Annotated in this window: 16 protein-coding genes; 11 read left to right on the top strand and 5 right to left on the bottom strand. The window is 38.7% G+C overall.

The window, feature by feature from the left end; all coding sequences use genetic code 11:
* Positions 1–9 precede the first annotated feature (9 nt).
* The 6 genes from WAX86_RS09850 (at position 10) to WAX86_RS09825 (ending at position 6,697) form a co-directional block, all read left to right on the top strand.
* Entirely contained in the window at positions 10–789 is a 780-nt protein-coding gene (locus WAX86_RS09850) for a YchF/TatD family DNA exonuclease (protein ID WP_341488726.1), read from the top strand.
* Between the two features lie 540 nt (positions 790–1,329).
* The gene (locus WAX86_RS09845) at positions 1,330–2,955 is read left to right on the top strand and encodes a PTS transporter subunit EIIC (RefSeq protein ID WP_065172609.1); all 1,626 of its coding nucleotides are present in this window, start codon (positions 1,330–1,332) and stop codon (positions 2,953–2,955) included.
* Positions 2,955–3,422 carry an RDD family protein gene (locus WAX86_RS09840; protein WP_065172608.1) on the top strand — a complete coding sequence of 156 codons (468 nt, stop codon included), beginning with the start codon at positions 2,955–2,957 and terminating at the stop codon, positions 3,420–3,422. The genes WAX86_RS09845 and WAX86_RS09840 overlap by 1 nt, the downstream gene beginning before the upstream one ends.
* A gap of 574 nt (positions 3,423–3,996) precedes the next feature.
* A complete protein-coding gene (gene ptsG, locus WAX86_RS09835; RefSeq protein ID WP_239970580.1) occupies positions 3,997–5,427 on the top strand; it encodes a PTS glucose transporter subunit IIBC in 1,431 nt (476 codons plus the stop codon).
* 342 nt (positions 5,428–5,769) lie between these two features.
* Entirely contained in the window at positions 5,770–6,198 is a 429-nt protein-coding gene (gene lysM / locus WAX86_RS09830) for a peptidoglycan-binding protein LysM (protein ID WP_065172606.1), read from the top strand.
* Between the two features lie 46 nt (positions 6,199–6,244).
* Positions 6,245–6,697, top strand: coding sequence for a YidB family protein (locus tag WAX86_RS09825; RefSeq protein ID WP_065172605.1), 453 nt, complete (start codon positions 6,245–6,247; stop codon positions 6,695–6,697).
* Positions 6,698–6,804: 107 nt separating this feature from the next.
* On the opposite strand, the gene WAX86_RS09820 is transcribed toward WAX86_RS09825, so the two are convergent.
* Entirely contained in the window at positions 6,805–7,704 is a 900-nt protein-coding gene (locus WAX86_RS09820; RefSeq protein ID WP_086957039.1) for a lysine exporter LysO family protein, read from the bottom strand.
* Between the two features lie 309 nt (positions 7,705–8,013).
* The gene (locus tag WAX86_RS09815; protein WP_065172603.1) at positions 8,014–8,928 is read right to left on the bottom strand and encodes an HDOD domain-containing protein; all 915 of its coding nucleotides are present in this window, start codon (positions 8,926–8,928) and stop codon (positions 8,014–8,016) included.
* 548 nt (positions 8,929–9,476) lie between these two features.
* Here WAX86_RS09815 and WAX86_RS09810 point away from each other — a divergent pair.
* Entirely contained in the window at positions 9,477–10,067 is a 591-nt protein-coding gene (locus WAX86_RS09810) for a TfoX/Sxy family DNA transformation protein (protein WP_005298539.1), read from the top strand.
* Between the two features lie 103 nt (positions 10,068–10,170).
* A complete protein-coding gene (dsdC, locus tag WAX86_RS09805; RefSeq protein ID WP_341488725.1) occupies positions 10,171–11,103 on the top strand; it encodes a DNA-binding transcriptional regulator DsdC in 933 nt (310 codons plus the stop codon).
* Between the two features lie 18 nt (positions 11,104–11,121).
* On the opposite strand, the gene WAX86_RS09800 is transcribed toward dsdC, so the two are convergent.
* The 3 genes from WAX86_RS09800 to WAX86_RS09790 all read right to left on the bottom strand — a co-directional run bounded on the left by WAX86_RS09800 (position 11,122) and on the right by WAX86_RS09790 (position 14,724).
* On the bottom strand, positions 11,122–12,117 hold the full coding sequence (locus WAX86_RS09800) for a 2-hydroxyacid dehydrogenase (RefSeq protein ID WP_065172601.1): 996 nt from the start codon (positions 12,115–12,117) through the stop codon (positions 11,122–11,124).
* A gap of 160 nt (positions 12,118–12,277) precedes the next feature.
* A complete protein-coding gene (locus WAX86_RS09795) occupies positions 12,278–12,778 on the bottom strand; it encodes a response regulator (protein ID WP_148109660.1) in 501 nt (166 codons plus the stop codon).
* Positions 12,775–14,724 carry an ATP-binding protein gene (locus tag WAX86_RS09790; RefSeq protein WP_341488724.1) on the bottom strand — a complete coding sequence of 650 codons (1,950 nt, stop codon included), beginning with the start codon at positions 14,722–14,724 and terminating at the stop codon, positions 12,775–12,777. Before WAX86_RS09790 ends, WAX86_RS09795 begins: the two co-directional genes overlap by 4 nt.
* A 177-nt stretch (positions 14,725–14,901) precedes the next feature.
* On the opposite strand from WAX86_RS09790, the gene WAX86_RS09785 reads away from it, so the two are divergent.
* From WAX86_RS09785 to WAX86_RS09775, 3 genes are all read left to right on the top strand, one after another.
* Positions 14,902–16,215 carry a DUF945 family protein gene (locus WAX86_RS09785; protein WP_341488723.1) on the top strand — a complete coding sequence of 438 codons (1,314 nt, stop codon included), beginning with the start codon at positions 14,902–14,904 and terminating at the stop codon, positions 16,213–16,215.
* A gap of 178 nt (positions 16,216–16,393) precedes the next feature.
* Positions 16,394–16,810, top strand: a complete 417-nt coding sequence (locus WAX86_RS09780) for a CBS domain-containing protein (protein ID WP_065172670.1) — start codon at positions 16,394–16,396, stop codon at positions 16,808–16,810.
* A 333-nt stretch (positions 16,811–17,143) separates the two neighbouring features.
* Positions 17,144–18,559 carry a DASS family sodium-coupled anion symporter gene (locus WAX86_RS09775; protein WP_005298546.1) on the top strand — a complete coding sequence of 472 codons (1,416 nt, stop codon included), beginning with the start codon at positions 17,144–17,146 and terminating at the stop codon, positions 18,557–18,559.
* Positions 18,560–18,568: the final 9 nt, after the last annotated feature.

Genomic DNA, 18,568 nt, shown 5'->3' with positions numbered 1-18,568 from the left:
GAAAGTATTGTGTTAGTCGATTCACATTGCCATTTAGATAAATTGAACTATGGCGAACTACACACCGGGATTGATGATGTACTAACGAAAGCCAAGGAACGTGGCGTTGAATATTTTCTATCGATTGGTTGTACTCTACAAGGGTTTCCAACCATGATGGAATTGATCGAACCGTATGATAATGTTTTTGCATCATGTGGTGTTCATCCTCTTGATATCGAAGAAGGGTTTGATTACGAGCAACTAAAAGCTTTTGCCAGTTATGATCGTGTTATTGCTATTGGTGAGACAGGGTTAGATTATTTTTACCAGCCAGAGTTAGCAGAAAAACAGCAAGAAGCATTTCGTATGCAAGTACGTCTAGCTGTGGAATTGAACAAGCCTCTTATTATTCATACCCGAATGGCTCGAGAAGATACGCTGCGTATATTGCGAGAAGAGGGCGCACAAAAATGTGGTGGTGTGATCCATTGCTTCACTGAAAATTTAGAATTTGCTCAGGCTGCTATTGAGTTAGGTTTTTATATCTCAATTTCAGGCATTGTTACGTTCAATAAATCAAGCGATTTGAAAAACGTAGTAGCGCAGTTGCCGTTAGAGCGTCTTTTGGTTGAAACCGATTCTCCATTCTTAGCTCCAGTGCCATTCCGAGGTAAAGAGAATCAGCCAGCTTATGTTCGTGAAGTCGCTCAATATATTGCTTTACTTAAAGGTGTTTCGGTGGAAGAGGTTGAAGAAATCACAACAAATAATTTCTTTAACTTATTCTCATTTGCGAAGCGAAAATAAGAAAATGATTTAATAAAAGGAGGAGTCTGAAACTCCTCCTTTTTTATATATGAAATATAATTCTTCATATTATTAGGGTGCAAAATACTCTTTGTGTTGGTTATTTAATCGCCCGGTAAAGGTGTCAATAAAAATTAATGGCGATGTAATCCGAAATTAGTTTATGGAATAGAATACTTAGATGTTTGATAAATTTCATAAGTGTGATCAGGTTTACATTTTAATTGTGTTGTTTATCTTTTTCGTGGAAATTGTGATTGTCATCAAGCTATATTCACACTCAGGATTCCTCAGGCCAATACAGTATCCAATGATGGAATGAAAGCAAAAAGCTGATTTTATGCTTTATTTTGCGTATGTCTGAGTGATTATGACGAGTTTTATTAACTATTGGTTTGGTAAATTAGTAGATATAAATACGAAATTCATAATTTTTAGTTTATTAAAGCGTAATCGCATAATCGTAAAATTTATATAGAGCGGGATGCTATTTTTAATATTTAAGATCACTTCAAAGTTGATGTTGAGGAGACACAATTCATGAAAGCCTTCTTTAGTAAACTATCGCAAGCAGTAATGCTTCCGATAGCCTTACTACCAGCAGCAGGTATCATGCTAGGTATTGGTGGTAGTTTTACTAACCAAAGTATGATCGAAGCGTACAATATTGGTATTTTGCAAGACGGTACCGTTTTAAACAGTTTCTTACAAATCATGACCGCCGCTGGTGGTATTGTATTTGCTAACTTACCTCTAATGTTTGCTCTTGCAATTGCAATTGGTTTTGCTCGTGCAGAAAAAGGCGCGGCTGCGTTGGCTGCAACTATTGCATATTTGGTAATGAACGTTGCGATTGCAAAAACATTATCAGTAGCAGGTATGGTTGATACAACAGATAACACTGTTGTATTGATGGGCAGTCATTATACGGGTGTGCTTGCTGATGTGTTAGGCATCCACAATACACTAAGTATGGGCGTGTTTGGTGGCCTGATTGCTGGTGGTATCACTGTTGTTTTACATAACAAATACCACGATATTAAGCTTCCTGAATTCCTAGGCTTCTTTGGTGGCGCACGTTTCGTACCTATCGTAAGTGCCTTCTCTGCACTATTTTACGGTATTGCACTTGTATTTATCTGGCCATTCATCGGTGCAGGTTTTGGTACAATTGGTGCAATGCTAGGTGAAATGACTGCCTCAGGTCACGGTTATATTGCGTCTTTCATCTTCGGTATTATTGAGCGTGCTCTTATTCCTGTCGGCCTTCACCATGTATTCTATCTACCACTATGGCAGACAGAAATTGGTGGCACAGCTGAGATTGCAGGTCATGTTTATAAAGGTACTCAGAACATCTTCTTTGGCTCTTTAGCCAATGGTGATTACTCTCACTTCTCATCAACTAACTTTATGAGCGGTAAGTTCCCATTCATGATGTTTGGTCTACCTGCGGCTGCGTACGCGATGTACACTGTAGCTGATAAAGAAAACAAAAAAGAAGTTGGTGGTCTACTGTTCTCTGTTGCCCTTACTGCGTTCTTAACCGGTATTACAGAGCCAATTGAGTTTACTTTCCTATTCTTATCAGCTCCACTTTACTACTTCATTCACGTACCTCTAGCAGGTCTATCATTTATGATTATGGACTTGTTACACGTGAAAGTGGGTATGACATTTAGTGGTGGTTTTATCGACTTCGCACTATTTGGTATGCTTCCAGGCCTAACGGGTACTGATAACCACTGGTATTACATTCCTCTACTGGGTGTAATCTATGGTCCGCTATATTTCTTCCTATTCCGTTGGTTTATCTTGAAGTACGACATCAAAACTCCTGGTCGTAAGGGTAGTGCAGTTGCGGTTGTTCGTAAGAAAGATTACCAAGCATCTAAAGCTGCAGGCGCTGCTGGTTCAGACGATGATCAAATTGATCTGATGATTGAAGCATTAGGTGGTAAAGATAATATTGAAGATGTTGATGCTTGTATCACTCGTCTACGTATTACCGTTAAGAATGGCGATCTTGTTAAAGATAACCAGTACTGGACTCAAGAGCTTGGCGCTAAAGGTTTAGTGAAAGTTGGTGGTACTGGTATTCAGGCTATCTACGGTGCACAAGCCGCAGGTTATAAAGCTCAGATTAACTCTAAGTTAGGTAAGTAATGAATTTCGCGCTGAAATATAAGCGAATAGGTACATTTCTGATCGACTTGTCGATTGTGCAAATGTTTGTCATGGTTGCACAAGATTTGTACTTAGGAATTATCGCTTATATCTCTAAAGGGACCGGCGCGAAAATATCGCTTAATGACGCGATGGCTTTGCCAACATTACTTGCGTTAATTATTGGTATTATGATGCTATTTATTGGTATTTATATGGGATATCAATGGTTATGTTTCCGTTTACTTGGAACATCCTTATCTCGATACCTACTCAGTGTTAAAGTCGTTTCAACTGATGGAAAAACTTTAACCAAAGAGCGATACCTAAAACGAGAGTTTAATAAGATTTATTTATGTGTTGCGACATTGGGGTTATATGCGCTTTATAGTGGCGCACAGTTTCTTGCTTTTAGCCACTTACCATGGCACGACAAGAAAAACCATACGACCGTTGTCTCGCGTTAAATAATTCAAGAAGACGATTAAAGCCACAGTTTATACTGTGGCTTTTTTTATGCGGAAAAATGTTTAACTATGCTGATATATGTCTAGCTGGTATTTAATGTCGCATTTCTATTCTAAATGTTGAATATGAAACTTATTTTTTAGTGTGAATATTAATAATATTTAAAAATCAATAGGTTATAATGTTCTAGATTTTTTGTTATCAGTAACTTATTAAAATTAGTCTAATTTAAACCAATCTTGCTTCGTTACATAAAGTAACAAAGGTTGCAATAAAGAAAAGGATTGCAAAAGAACTACCATAGTTTTTATTGTTGTTTTTTTATTTTAAATCAATTGATTACACATCTGATGCTCGTGAGTTGTTATTAGAACCTCTGTGATCGAAACGATATTTTGAAACTATAGTTTTGCTTTCGATAGCTTTTATCTTTCACCCCAAGTTATATTTTGCTCCGCATCTTACATATATGCTGAAAAAAACATAAACACGAAATGAAGCATTATGACTACGGGGGTATGTCGCTTCGTTTTACACACTAACAATAAAAGCATCTCACTCAGGAGCTTCAGTATGTTTAAAAACCTTTTTGCTAGCCTGCAGAAAGTCGGTAAGGCACTTATGTTGCCTGTATCGGTTTTGCCGGTAGCTGGTATTCTACTTGGTGTTGGTGCCGCTAACTTTAGCTGGCTACCAGATATCGTTTCTCAAGTTATGGCACAGGCAGGTGGTTCTGTGTTTGGTCAAATGCCTCTACTATTTGCAGTAGGTGTGGCGCTTGGCTTTACTAACAATGACGGTGTAGCAGGTCTTGCTGCAATCGTAGGTTACGGCATCATGGCTGCAACACTAGGTGTTATGGCGCAGGTGATGGGCGTAGATAAAATCGATACTGGTGTGTTAGGTGGTATCCTAACTGGTGGTATCGCTGCATGGGCATTTAATAAGTTCTTCCGTATTCAGCTTCCTGATTACCTAGGCTTCTTTGCTGGTAAGCGTTTCGTACCGATCATGACTGGTTTCTGTGCGATTGCTCTTGCTCTTGTTCTATCTGTTGTATGGCAGCCAGTAGGTGCAGGTATCGCAGCATTCTCTGATTGGGCAGCACATCAGAACCCAACCGTAGCATTTGGTATCTACGGTATTATCGAACGTTCTCTAATCCCATTTGGTCTACACCATGTTTGGAACGTACCTTTCTTCTTCGAAGCGGGTAGCTGTGTGAACGCAGCAGGTGAAGCTCGTACTGGTATCTTAACTTGTTACTTAGAAGCAAATGAAGCAACTCGTCTTGCTGGTAACGGTTTTGGCCAGCTAGCTGGCGGTTACATGTTCAAGATGTTTGGTCTACCTGCTGCTGCAATCGCTATTTGGCATTGTGCTAAGCCTGAAAACAAGGCGAAAGTGGGCGGTATCATGATCTCTGCTGCGCTAACTTCGTTCCTAACAGGTATTACTGAACCAATCGAATTCTCATTCATGTTCGTAGCTCCTATCCTATACGTTATCCACGCATTCCTTGCAGGTTCTGCTTATGTGTTAACGAACTTACTAGGTATGGTTCACGGTACTTCATTCTCTCACGGTTTCATTGACTTTGTTGTTCTATCAGCGAACTCTCAGAAGCTATGGTTATTCCCTGTAATGGGTATCATCTACGCAATCATCTACTATGTAGTGTTCCGTGTAGTGATTACTAAACTAGACCTTAAGACTCCTGGTCGTGAAGATGAAGATGCTTCAGCTGCGGTTGCAGGTTCTGAATCTGAAATGGCACAAGAGCTAGTAACAGCATTTGGTGGTAAAGACAATATTACTAACTTAGACGCTTGTATTACTCGTCTACGTGTATCAGTTGCTGATGTCAATAAAGTAGATCAAGACCGATTGAAGAAACTAGGTGCAGCAGGTGTTGTTGTTGCTGGTAGCGGTGTTCAAGCAATCTTCGGTACTAAGTCAGATAACTTGAAATCAGATATGGATGAGTGGATTCGTAGCCACTAATCTCACACCATAACCCCTATGGTAATGTAAAGAGGTCTCATTGAGGCCTCTTTTTTTATTCTAAAAATTAGAAATTGACTGCTTTTCCGACAAACACTCATTTTTATTTAAACAGCGTTTTATATTTTACATTGGATTGACATTTCATGTGAGTGCGTTTTTTAAACTCTTTACTATACTTGTGCTGATGCCGTGGCGCTTATGGTTATGTTTTTATTCAATGCGATTTTATTTCCATAAGTAAGAGTTGAACTCTTATCTCTGAACACTATCTTTTAGTGGTCGTGTCACGATTCTGTTGCAGTTATCCAAATATTATAAAAATGCAAATAAGGAAGAAAAATGGGTTTATTAGATTTTGCTCGCGATATTGGTAAGAAACTATTTTCTAATGAAGATGAAGCACCTGCCAAAATTACTCAGCATATTGAAGAGAATAATCCAGGTGTAAATGATCTTCAGGTTAATGTTGAAAATGGAGTCGCTACGCTGTCAGGCTCTGCTGATTCGGCAGCAGCACGTGAAAAAGCGATTCTGATGGCGGGCAATGCTCAAGGTATTGAGAGCGTTGTTGATAATATTTCTGCACCTGAAGAAACGGCAAATGTGACTTATTACATTGTTGAAGATGGCGATAGCTTGTGGAAAATTGCAGAAAAAACACTAGGTAACGGTGCGAAATACGAGCAAATTTTTGAAGAAAACAAAGAAGTTATTCAGAATCCAGATTTGATTTTCCCTGGACAAAAACTTCGTATTAGTCAGGCATAATGAATCGATAGGTCAGTTAGTTAAAATAAGGTAAACGAGGATATTTATGGATATTACAAAAATCTTAGAAATTGGTGCGCAGTTGTTTAGCCAGTCACAAGCCAATACAGATGGTTTAAATCAGGGCTCAATTGTATCTGCACTGTCTCGTTTGCTTGGCGGCGATGAAAATGGTCAAGGTGTTAACTTTGAACAGCTATTATCATCCATTAATGGTGCAGGTTTAGCGAATGTTCTGCAGAGCTGGTTAGGTAATGGTGAGAACAATGCCATTTCTGCTGATGATATTGCTAATATCTTCTCTGGCTCTCAGCTATCTGATTTTGCTAATGAGTTAAACCTATCAGAGCAAGATGCTAAAACGGGTTTAAGTGAAGCTTTGCCTGCGATGGTTGATAATGCAAGTCCTGCGGGTGAAATTGCCGGTGAGTTACTAAACGCCGTAGGTGGTGTTTCTGGCTTGCTGAATATGGCTGCAGGCTTATTTGGTAAAAAATAACTAGACCAATGCCCAAATAATTTCACCTTGGAAACTATTTGGTTATACCCAAGTAACTTCAAAAACCTCGGCTAAATAACGCTGAGGTTTTTTTGTTATTGTCGGTTTTATAAAGAAATGAAGAAAAGCATAAGGACGGGTACTAACATACTCAGAATAAAGCCACTGACTATAGCGATAGGTACACAGCGGATCCCACCACAATTTTGAATGACAGGTAAAGTGAAATCCATAGCTGTTGCACCAGCATAACCGATAGCCATTGCCGGTCTTTGATTAATAATCATAGGGATTAAAGTTAGCGCCACTAACTCACGCATCAGTTCATTTAAAAAAGCGGCGCCACCATATATAGGCCCTAAACCATCGCCCATTAAAATACCCGCAAGAGAGTACCAGCCAAATCCTGATGCCATAGCCAATCCATTTTTGATAGGGATATCAAGAATAAGTGCTGCAATCACACCACCTAAAAGGGATGTTGTTAGAATGACAGAGGCTAAGATCATACCTTTTTTATTTAATAAAATTTGGCGTAGCGTCATGCCACTGTTTCGAAGTTGGATGCCAATAAAAAATAATAAAATAAACAGTATGATTTCACTGGCCTTATCCACCCAAGAGAGATCCATATTGATAAGTAACCCAACGATTAATCCACCGCCCACAACAAAAATCAGCTGAAAAGATTCAAATAGCATTTTCACTAGCGGCATGGATTTCTGTTTTTTTTCTGTCGCTAAATTCCAACGGATATCCAGAAAAGGGAGGGCTACAAGGTTACACAAGCTGATCGCAATAAAGAATGTACCCGCATAAAGAAGAATCTGCTCTAGGTTTTGGCTGAGGTTATCTAGGTTAGCAAGACTTAACCCCATCAGTGCAAGGATAACTAGAACCAGTCGACTGGTTAGGACATTAACATGATTTAGTAAGGATGCATTTTTTATTGGGATTAGATAGCCGATAATAAGAGGCAAAAAGATAAATAGCATCCCTGAAAACATAGTAACCTCTCTGGTATTTTTGGGGTTTATTTAATTCATTTTTGGTATAAATTGCTTTTATAATAATGACTTATGTCACAAGCTGTCATTGGAAAGGAGCTTATCAATAGTTATAATCAGAGGTCAATCAAAAGAGGTAAATCAGGTGATTATTTTTTGTAAAGATTTTTACACCAAAATATTGATACTGATGTTGCTTTTGAATACAGAATTGAAAGCGTTGCTGCAACTCTTACTTAGATGAGTCAGCAACGCGGTGTTGAGCGGGATAAATATCGGTAATATATTTGGCAATAGGCTAATTGTGGATTAAATACCACAACGCTTGATAATGTCATGGACCTGTTTATTAAGCTCTGAAAGCTCAAGTTGTGATAACTCGTACATAACTTCAGCGCCAAGAAGATCTAATTCAATGTAATGATCATGAATAGCATCATCATTATTTTTCATCAAAAGAAGATGGTTAGCCATTCGTGCAATATCCAAATAGCTAATATTGTCATTAGAGTATAACTTTCTATTTGATGCGACTTCTTGGTAATCATTATCAAAACCCCAATGCTTTAAAATAATAGGGCTAATATCACTACAGCATTCTTGAAAAATAAATAAAGCTGCATCTAATTCTAAATAATTTCCATTCGTTAAATAACGTTGGTACTCAGAAAGTAAACTGAATAAACCAATATCAGCTAGTAGGCCTGTTAATAATGCTTTCTCAGGTAGAAGAGGTTCTGCGCTATCTGGATGCTGATTGATTGAATAACAAATTAGAGCCATTGTGCCTGCTAATTGGCGTGAACGATGAGCACTATGCTGTAGAACTTTATTACATTGTTCGTGCTGTTTGTATGAAAACTTTAATGTTTCAATGGCTTGTACTGTGGCAATATCTCTAACTCGAATGATCCCTAATCGGGAAATTGCCGTAGAAAGATCATTACATACAATATTTCGGCGATTAAACAAAACCGCATTTGAAGTACGAATAATTTTAGCGGTCAATGCTGGATCATCGATAACAATATTTGCTACTTCCCTTACCGTAATATCTTTAAGTAAACATGCTTGTTGTAATCGAGTTAATACAGTTGGTATTTGAGGCAAGGTAAGTTGGTTATTTTGAATTGATGTTTTGACGAGATTACAAAACTCAGACTCAATTCCTTTTATTAATTTATTATGTTCTGGGTTTAACCAAAAAAATGATAAGTGCGACATTCTTTCTATATAGTGGCTTTTGATGAAGGCATTATACGTATTTTAACCTTGGATGCCGTTGTTAAGTTCAAAGTTTCTTATATCTAAGTCAATTAAACGATGTTTGTAGGGTGGAAAATTGAAATCATGACTTATCTTGTTGCGGTATTGTTAATAGGAATTATAGTAAAAGCCACTTTTACAAAAAATTATTAGTTTCAACATGATTTATAAAAAACATCTGTGAGTGCGTTCAGATTTTTGACACATAGAGTCATGCAAAAGAGAACTTTTGTTAAAAATGTGATGACACGTAACTGCTGAAAATGCAAAGATTTTTTTAACACTTGGATGAAAATTGAGAGATTGTGCTCAAATGTTATGGTCTCTTTTTGTCACTTTTTGCTTTATTTGCGATGAATAATATGCCTGTATTCTCAAATTTATAATGTTCTTGATTTCATATGTAGCCTTTATAAAACAGATGGATTATTGTCAATCTGTTGACGCACAATAGTGTGTATTTTAGATTTATTTGAGAGAAGAATATTGATTACTAGGAGGCTGTTGTGAGGAATATCAAGGATGAATTTCTTAATTATTTGAATGACTTCGGTCCTTTTGAGAAACGTTCGATGTTCGGTGGAACCGGTGTTTTTGTTGATGGTGCTATGTATGCCATTATCAATAACGGTCGAATTTTTTTACGAGGTGGAGAAACGCTGGATGACGAATTGATCGGCTTAAACTGCGGAAGATTCAAGCATGTAAAACGTAGCACAACAGCCATTGTTAATTATTATGATATTACGACTATTTATCTTGATAATGAGCCTAAATGCCGTGATTTAGTCAATAAATCAATTCAATATGCATGTGCAGAACGCAACATTAAATTTTCTGAAGACAGTCGTCGACTTCGTGATCTACCGAACATGCGTTTAACCTTAGAACGCATGGTGAAAAAAGCTGGGATTCCAGATGTAAAGAGCTTTATGTCATTGGGGGCTGTTGAAGTATATCGAAAAGTTCGTCGCTCTCATGGTAGTGGTGTTGATGTAAAATTATTATGGATTTTTGCTGGCGCTGTCGATGGATGCCACTGGACATTACTAAAAGATGAGCAAAAATCAGTACTACTAAAAGCATTAAATAACTAACCAACATTTTAAGCTTTCTTTTTAAAGGTTATGTAAAGCCACTGATTTTGAGTGGCTTTTTTGTTACTCTTTTTTAAACAAAGCCAAATTGATGAGATAATTTATGCAGTTGCCAAAGCTTTCGGGCTCGGTCCTTTCTGGGTTACATTGTTTTTTGATTGCAGCCGATCAGATGAGTTTTACTCGGGCCGCGGAAACGTTATGCCTTACTCAAAGTGCTGTTAGTCATAAAATTAAGAACTTAGAGGAAATTTTGGGTGTTAAGCTGTTTATCCGTCAACCACGAAAATTAACGTTAACTCCAGAAGGGCAGCATCTAAAAGAGGTTCTCGCTCATAATTTTGGTGATATCGCCCTTGAGATCCGAGATCTTAAAAGTTCAGAATTAAGTGGTGAGCTTAATGTTTCTGTGCCTCCGACCTTTGCTCAGCGTTGGCTCGTGCCTCGGCTAAAAGGTTTCTTAGATAAATATCCTAGTGTGAGGGTACATTTGCGCACTCGTAATGACTTAGTTGATTTTCAGACTGAAAGTTTTGACTGTGCGATCTATTTTGGCCACGGTAAATATGCTGGCCTACATGCTATAAAACTCATGGATGAAACTATGCTACCTGTATGTAACCATGAATACGCGGTTGAGCATAATTTATATCATCATCCTGAGAATTTAATTTCATGCTTACTGTTACATGATGCGGCGCCTTGGGCTCGTGCAGGGCGTAATGATGAATGGCAATACTGGGCTAAGCGTTTTGGGGTAGAACTGCCTGATAATGGCTGTACTTTTGATCGTGCAGATTTAGCATTACAAGCCGCTGAAAGAGGTATCGGTGTTGCAATGGGGCGACGGTCGTTTATCTCTGAGCAGCTAAAGGAGAACCGATTAGTTACGCCTTTTGATATGTCTGTTTTCTCGCCTCAGCATTATTATGTTGTTTGTCGACAAGACGTAAAAGATTCAGCTCGTATACAAGCATTTCAATCTTGGCTCATGAGTGAAATTGCTCAGGCTGATAATGATGACTCATCAGCCTGAGATTTCATATGGCTTAATTTAAAGTTCAACTAACTCATTGCCAGATGATTTTTGTTCTTTAAATAGTTTTAAGTTATTAAGCGTTGTGTCTGCAATATTCGCTAAAGCTTCTTCGGTCAAAAAGGCTTGGTGGCCAGTGAATAGAACGTTATGACATGAAGATAAGCGACGGAACACATCATCTTGAATAACATCATTAGATTTATCTTGGAAGAACAGATCTTGCTCGTTCTCATACACGTCAACGCCAAGAGAACCAATTTTGCGGTGTTTGAGCGCTTCAATGGCATCTACTGAGTTGAGTAGACCACCACGACTTGTGTTGATAATCATCACGCCATCTTTCATTTTATTAAATGATTCTTCATTTAGCATATGATGATTTTCAGGTGTCATTGGGCAGTGCAAAGTAATCACATCCGCTTGTTGATAGATATCATCGAGAGTGGTGTATTTGGCACCAAGTTCAATGGCGGCAGGGTTTTCAAAAGGATCAAAAGCAAGAATATTCATGCCAAGACCTTTTAAGATTCTCATGGTCGCAATACCAATTTTACCGGTACCAATCACACCAACTGTTTTACCATGGAAGTTGAACCCGGTTAAACCCTCGAGAGAGAAGTTAGCATCACGAGTACGTTGATACGCTCGATGAATGCGACGGTTTAGACTCAACATAAGTCCTAGTGTGTGTTCTGCGACAGCTTCAGGAGAATAAGCTGGAACACGAACCACTTGAATCCCAAAGACTTTAGCTGCCTCTAAATCGACTTTATCAAATCCCGCACAACGCATTGCGATAATTTTAACGCCATATTGTGCTAATTGCGCAATAACGTGGTGATTAAGGTCGTCATTAACAAAGGCACATACCGCATCAAAACCATGGGCCATTTTTGCGGTATGTCGAGTTAAGCGAAAGTCGTAATAGGTCAGTTCATGATGGTAGTGTTTGTTTATATGCTCAAACGATTTTTGGTCATAATTTTTTGTACTAAATACAGCTACTTTCATCGTTACCACCTAAAATTTTACCTAAATTATGTCGGTATATTCTTGGATTTATTCTTTAATGATAGTTCGCAAGACGTAAGATATCCGACCAATCTACTGGGTTATTTTCTGTGATGACCATATCACTTTTTTGCAAGTGATGAAAGTTTTGTATGATAAATTAACAGTCGGAAAGTGAGAGTCGATTATCACTGATCGCCTGCATGATTCTCGCTGTATCCAATATTCGAGCCCAAGGCATTAAATCTGATTCGTTTTCAATGATATAAGTAGTTAATTGATCAGTTACTATTTGCTTTAGAGCTTCACCACTCCATGGCTTGGCAATAAAGTAATCGAGGCTAGCGTTATTTACAGCCTGTACGGTTTCATCTAATCCAGCTTGTCCTGTCAATAAAACTTTACGAGATAAAGCGGTTTCTTGCTGTTGTTTTAATTCAATCAAAAAATCAATGCCGGTTTCGTTTGGCATGATGTGATCGCACAAAATTAAGGCGAGGGGGATCTCATCGGTTATCGTATCGGCTAAGACATCACGGGCTTCTGCTACTGATTCTGCGGCTTCAATAACAAAATATTCTTCCAGTTCACTGAGATCATGGCAGACACTGTCAAGCACTTCGCGTTCATCATCAACACATAAAATAAGATATTTGTTCATACAGCCTCCTGCTGATTAAACGGTAGCGAAATAGGAAGGGTAACAATCATTTTGGTGTAGCTGCCTGATTTAGATTCGACGCTAATACGGCCTTGGTGTTGATTGACGATTTGTTGGCAAACAGATAAGCCGATCCCTAGACCAAAATTACCTTCACGTTTTGTGGTGTAGTTCAGTTCGAATATTTTTCGTTGCAACTCAGCTGGAATACCTTTGCCATTATCTTGGAAGATGATATCAATCGCATTATCCAAAATTGTGGAATATTGGGTGGTAATGATAATTTCTCCTGGTTGCTCAATAGCATCCAATGCATTGGCAATAAGATTAGTCCACACTTGTTGTAAAGTAATAGGTTGGCAGCAGATCTCCGGCAAATTGGCGTAATTTTTTATTACTGTGTTACGTTTTAATTTGTTGTCAAAAATGATTAATGTGTCTTCGATCCCTTCGTGAATATTGGCCATATGCTGGCTTTCATCATCTTGACGAGCATAACTTTTGAGGCTTTTGACGAGATCGGCGATACGTTGGGCACACACATTAATAGAGCGCAGAAAATTACCCATTTGATAGTAGTTATCCCATTCAGCCATAACTTGGGGTAAATCTTTCTTCTGACTAAGTAGCCAATCGGTTAAGAATTCAGAGCTATCTAATCCCATTTGTACGGCTTTTCGAGCTAACTGGCGATCACCCAATTGGCTTTGCAGCTCTTTCGCTTTTGCTCGCGCATCAGAGGTCGATAACGGACGAGAGTGCATGGCTTGTTGCAAAATTATATTGCCGCGTTGTTGATTCTCTAAGCTCAACTGGCTATCGGTTAGTTTAATAATGGTCTCTTTGAGGGTATCACTGCCTCGTAATATCGCAGACACAGGATTATTCAGTTCGTGGGCAACTCCCGCAACAAGTTGACCAAGCATCGCCATCTTTTCTTTATCTATGAGTTGATGATAAGCGTCATCTAACGATTGCAAGGTCTGTTGTAGCTTCATTTCTGTTTGGATGCTGCCCTGTAAGCGGCGGTTGAAGTTACGTAATAACAGGTTGGTAAAAAGCGGGAGCAACTCATTTTGAGAGTTCATCACTTGAGTAAAAAGTTGCTGATCAAGTTTAATTACATCAGTGACGGTTTGTGTAATTCCGGTAGAAAAAGAGACTTCCCCCGTCATAAACGACATACCGCCGACTAAATGCCCAGCTCCGACTCGAACAACTTCATGCTGCTTATTTTTCTCGTCTTTTTTATAGAGCGCGACTTCCCCTTGAGAAATAAACCAAAGAAAAGTATTAGGTTGGCCTTCCGTTGTTAAGATATGACCTGGACTATAAGTACGACGAGCCTTGGTTTCATCGTTTTGGGCAAAAAATTGGTTTAAGGCACTAGAAACCTGTTGAGCCAGTCGTTCATCATTAACCTCTTCCGTTGTTTGAATAAACCGAGAACGAAAACGAGACATTTGCCTATCAATATGCGCTTTTAATATTCGACGATGCTCTAAAACTTGGCTGTAAAGTAACCAATCAACTTCTGGATGTTTTAATACATAACTGGTTAGTTCTTTGGCAACCATGGGGAGCAGTTCTTGAGATTGCCAAGGTTTGGTCAAGCAGTAGTTTAATCGCCCTTCATTGACTGCTTGCATAATATCATCAAGCTGAGCCTTATCATTTAGAAGAACCGTCCTCGCTTGCTCAGTAATGGGGTGCTGGTGGAGCTGAATCAGAAAATCAATGCCGCTATCATCGCCTAAGTCGTTATCACACAGCACCATAGCAACAGTTTGATTGTTTTGCGCTACTTGAACCAGAATCTGATAAGCCTCTGCAATGGTTTGTGCGGTGAGAATATCAAATAAATGGGAAAATCCGTTTAAGTCCTGCTGAAGCTGCTGGACTACGGTAGGGTCATCATCTAAGCACAAAATTACAAAGCTATTCATTTTCAGCTCTCATTATCTTCGTAATAATTTCAAGTGTATATTAATTGTTCATTTCAGTTTGCGATTTAGCTTGCAAAGGTAGGGATTCTTTTTGTGGTCTGTTCAATTGGGTTGGGTGTGAGCGTAAGTTGTAATACACTGAGCACAATTAAAACATTCACGTAACTAGGATTGAATATGTGGAAGAAAGCTTTTGCCGGTGCAGGTGCTGTTTCTATCGTACTGTGTTGGCCATTTATCACCGGTCAAATTGGTGAGCGAATTTATTTAGACTCTATTGCGAAAAATAAAAGCCCTTACCTTACTATTACCAATGAAAAGTATGATCGTGGCTATCTCTCTTCTAATGTTATTTCCAAAATCGTAGTTAAAGACGAATATAAATCATTGTTTGAAGATGATGGTTTACCAACTTCTTGGACTTTAGATCATCATATTAAGCATGGCTTTTTCCATATAACTTCTGATAGCACTGTTCAGTTAACTGATATTGAACGAAAAAAAGCAGATGCGATTTGGGGTAAAGGTGTACAGCCGGTAACACTAGAAACAGAAACAGCATTAAATGGTAATACCGAGTTTACGTTTACAGTGAATCCAATTCATTATCAAAGTGAACTTGGTGAGAAAGTAGACTCAAAAGCTTTTGTGCTTTCGGGTGATATGGATGTGAATGGTAAAGGGAATTTCCAATATCAGCTACCACAGTTTGATGTTACAACGGTTGCTAAGGAAACCATGGCATTGTCTGGCTTGAAAGGTGGTGGTGATGGTCAATTTGTTGATCAATTTTGGATCGGTTCACAATTCTTTGATTTAGCAGCTATTAAGTTAGCTACTGCTGAAGATACTCAACATATTCAAGCGAGTGACATTAAAGTTACGATGAGTAATGTATTGAGTCAGCCTAAAAATGCAGGCAAACCAACGGAAGCAACTGAGCAAGTAACAAATACTAATGCCGTTTCTGTTGGCCAGTTTGTGACTTTAGATGGACAGAAGTTCACTAATTTTAATTTCAAAATGGCGTTTGAAAACTTAAATTATCAAGCGATTACTGAACTGAGTACGATGACAAATCCAGCTGATGGTCAACTTTCTCAGCAAGATGTTGATGCTGCCGCACATGCACTTGATGTGCTTGTTGAGCAGGGTGTGATATTTAATTTAGAAGATTTAAGTGTTAAGACAGAGCAAGGCGACATTAATAGCCATATGAAATTAATCGTAGCTCCTGGCCTTAAAAATTCATCTCAAAATATTGCCGCGATTACGAAGCAGTTAACGGGTGATCTAAGTTTAGTGGCACCAAAAGCGTTAGTTGATAATAACCCTGCTGTGGCACAGCAAATTAAAGCACTTAAGAAAATGGGCGTTATAGAGCAAAAAGAGAATACTTATGATCTTTCCATGAAGGTGGAGGGTGATCACTTAGTGTTAGCCTCTGGTGCTAAATTACCACTTTCTATGCTGTTGATTCCATTTATGTAATACAGAGAATTACTATCATAAAACCCAATAGAATTTCGATTTTGTTGGGTTTTTTTATCGATTTTTTTCGTATTTTTTAATTTTTTGACTAACAATTAAAAGAAATGGGGCAGGGTATTAGCATAAAACACGATATCACTCTGCAAAGTGGAAGATGCAATTATATTGTGGGGGTTATATGGAATCACTCAAAGTGAAAGACTATATGAATGTTCGCCCTGTGACGTTTAGCAAAGAGATGTCGCTATCGATTGCTCTTGATAAGATGCTAACGTCAAAGCAAATTGGTGGTCCAGTTATAGACGAATTTAAGCATGTTGTCGGCTTTCTTTCTGAGCAAGATATGCTTCATAAACTGCTTAAGGTTGGTTATCACTGTCAAGATACACATACTGTTGAAGAGTGTATGCATGCCGACGTATTAACGGTTTCTCCCAATGATTCGATTATTGAATTAGCTGATGTAATGTCAGGCCAAAAGCCAAAAATTTATCCTGTTGTGGAAGATGGGCGTTTGATCGGTGTTATTACACGCCGAGATGTACTCAATGCCATCAGCACACAAATTGGTAATTGTTTTAAACATCCACTTTAAACTCGTTGTTCTGATCGTAATCTCTCTTTCTTGCGCTCCTTGTGGGCGCTTTTTTTCTGTTTCTCGCCTTTAATAACCCATTCTTCTAAAAAAGTTTTTCATATTTCGTCGAATTATTGATCTAACTCGGGGAAAACATTGTCATAGCTCTCCAAAATAGAGCTGGGCTAAATGTAACAGCGTGACTTTGATATCCAATTTGTTCATTTTTAGATGTGCCAATTAGATATAAAAGTGGCAGAGGCAAGGATTGCCATAAGATACGTATCGACTGAGCTGATTCTCGGTCTATTGCGCTATCAAAAGATTTGTTATTTAAGGGACTAAGTTGTTATGCGTCAATACATTAAGTATATCGTGCCGATCCTCATTCCTCTATTAGTTGTATTACTTCCTGCAGAGGCATTTCCAGTTGAGGGGCTGACTGTTATTCAGCAACGAGTGATAGCTATTTTCTTACTGGCTGCGCTTTGTTGGGTTCTTGAACCTATTCCTATTTATGCCACATCTGTTGTGATCATTGTTCTTGAACTGCTTTTACTCTCAAATAAAGGCTTTTTCCTCTTCCAGCAAGGTGCAGGAGAGCCCCATTTTGGCGAGTTACTGAATTACAGCGATATTATGGCAACCTTTGCAAGCCCTATTATTATGCTGTTTTTAGGCGGATTCTTTCTTGCTATGGCTGCCACAAAATATCGTCTTGATGTTAACTTGGCACGAGTGCTATTAAAGCCTTTTGGTACACAACCTAAATATGTCATGCTTGGTTTGATGCTCATCACTGCTATTTTTTCGATGTTTATGTCTAACACCGCAACCACCGCAATGATGTTATCGATTTTAGCTCCTGTTATCGCTTTATTTGGTGCTAAAGATCCTGGGAAGATCGCCTTTGCACTGTGTATTCCTGTTGCGGCAAATATTGGAGGTATTGGTACGCCGATTGGTACTCCACCTAACGCTATCGCATTAAAATATCTGAGCGCCGAGAATATGATCACTTTTGGTGAGTGGATGTTCTTTGGTGTGCCGTTTGTCTTTATTTTATTGATGTTCGCGTGGGTGCTATTAAATGCACTGTATCCTGCCGATCAACAAAAGATTGAGCTTGCTATTAAAGGTAAATTCTTAAAAACACCTAAAGCCATTACGGTTTACATCACCTTTGGTCTAACCATTTTGCTCTGGCTTATGGGTTCAACACATGGCATGAACTCTTATACTGTTGCCTTAATCCCGGTTGCTATTTTTTCGCTTACTGGAATTATCAATAAAGAAGATCTAAAAAAGATTTCATGGGATGTCTTATGGTTAGTCTCCGGTGGTATCGCTTTAGGTCTAGCTCTTGATCAGACTGGTTTAGCGCGATTGATGGTTCATAGCATTCCATTTGATGATTATTCGCCATACGTTGTGCTAATTGGTTCTGCTGTATTGTGTCTTCTTATGGCGAACTTTATGTCTCATACCGCGACGGCAAACTTGCTGATGCCGATTATGGCTGCCTTGGGTACATCGATGACTTCATTAGTGCCGCTAGGGGGCGAAATTACGCTGATTTTAGTGGTTACCTTTGCGGCATCTCTTGGTATGTCGCTTCCTATTAGTACACCTCCTAATGCGCTTGCTCATGCAACCGGTCATGTTGAAAGCAATCAAATGGCTCGAGTGGGTGTGGTCATTGGTGTGGTTGGTGTCATCCTAAGTTTTGCGATGATTTGGTTGCTCCATCTTATCGATCATATTTGATGTTAAATA

The sequence above is a fragment of the Photobacterium damselae subsp. damselae genome (assembly GCF_038086725.1).
Lineage (GTDB): Bacteria > Pseudomonadota > Gammaproteobacteria > Enterobacterales > Vibrionaceae > Photobacterium > Photobacterium damselae.
Note: the sequence above shows the minus strand (reverse complement) of the source record. Positions and strands in the feature narration are given on the sequence as shown.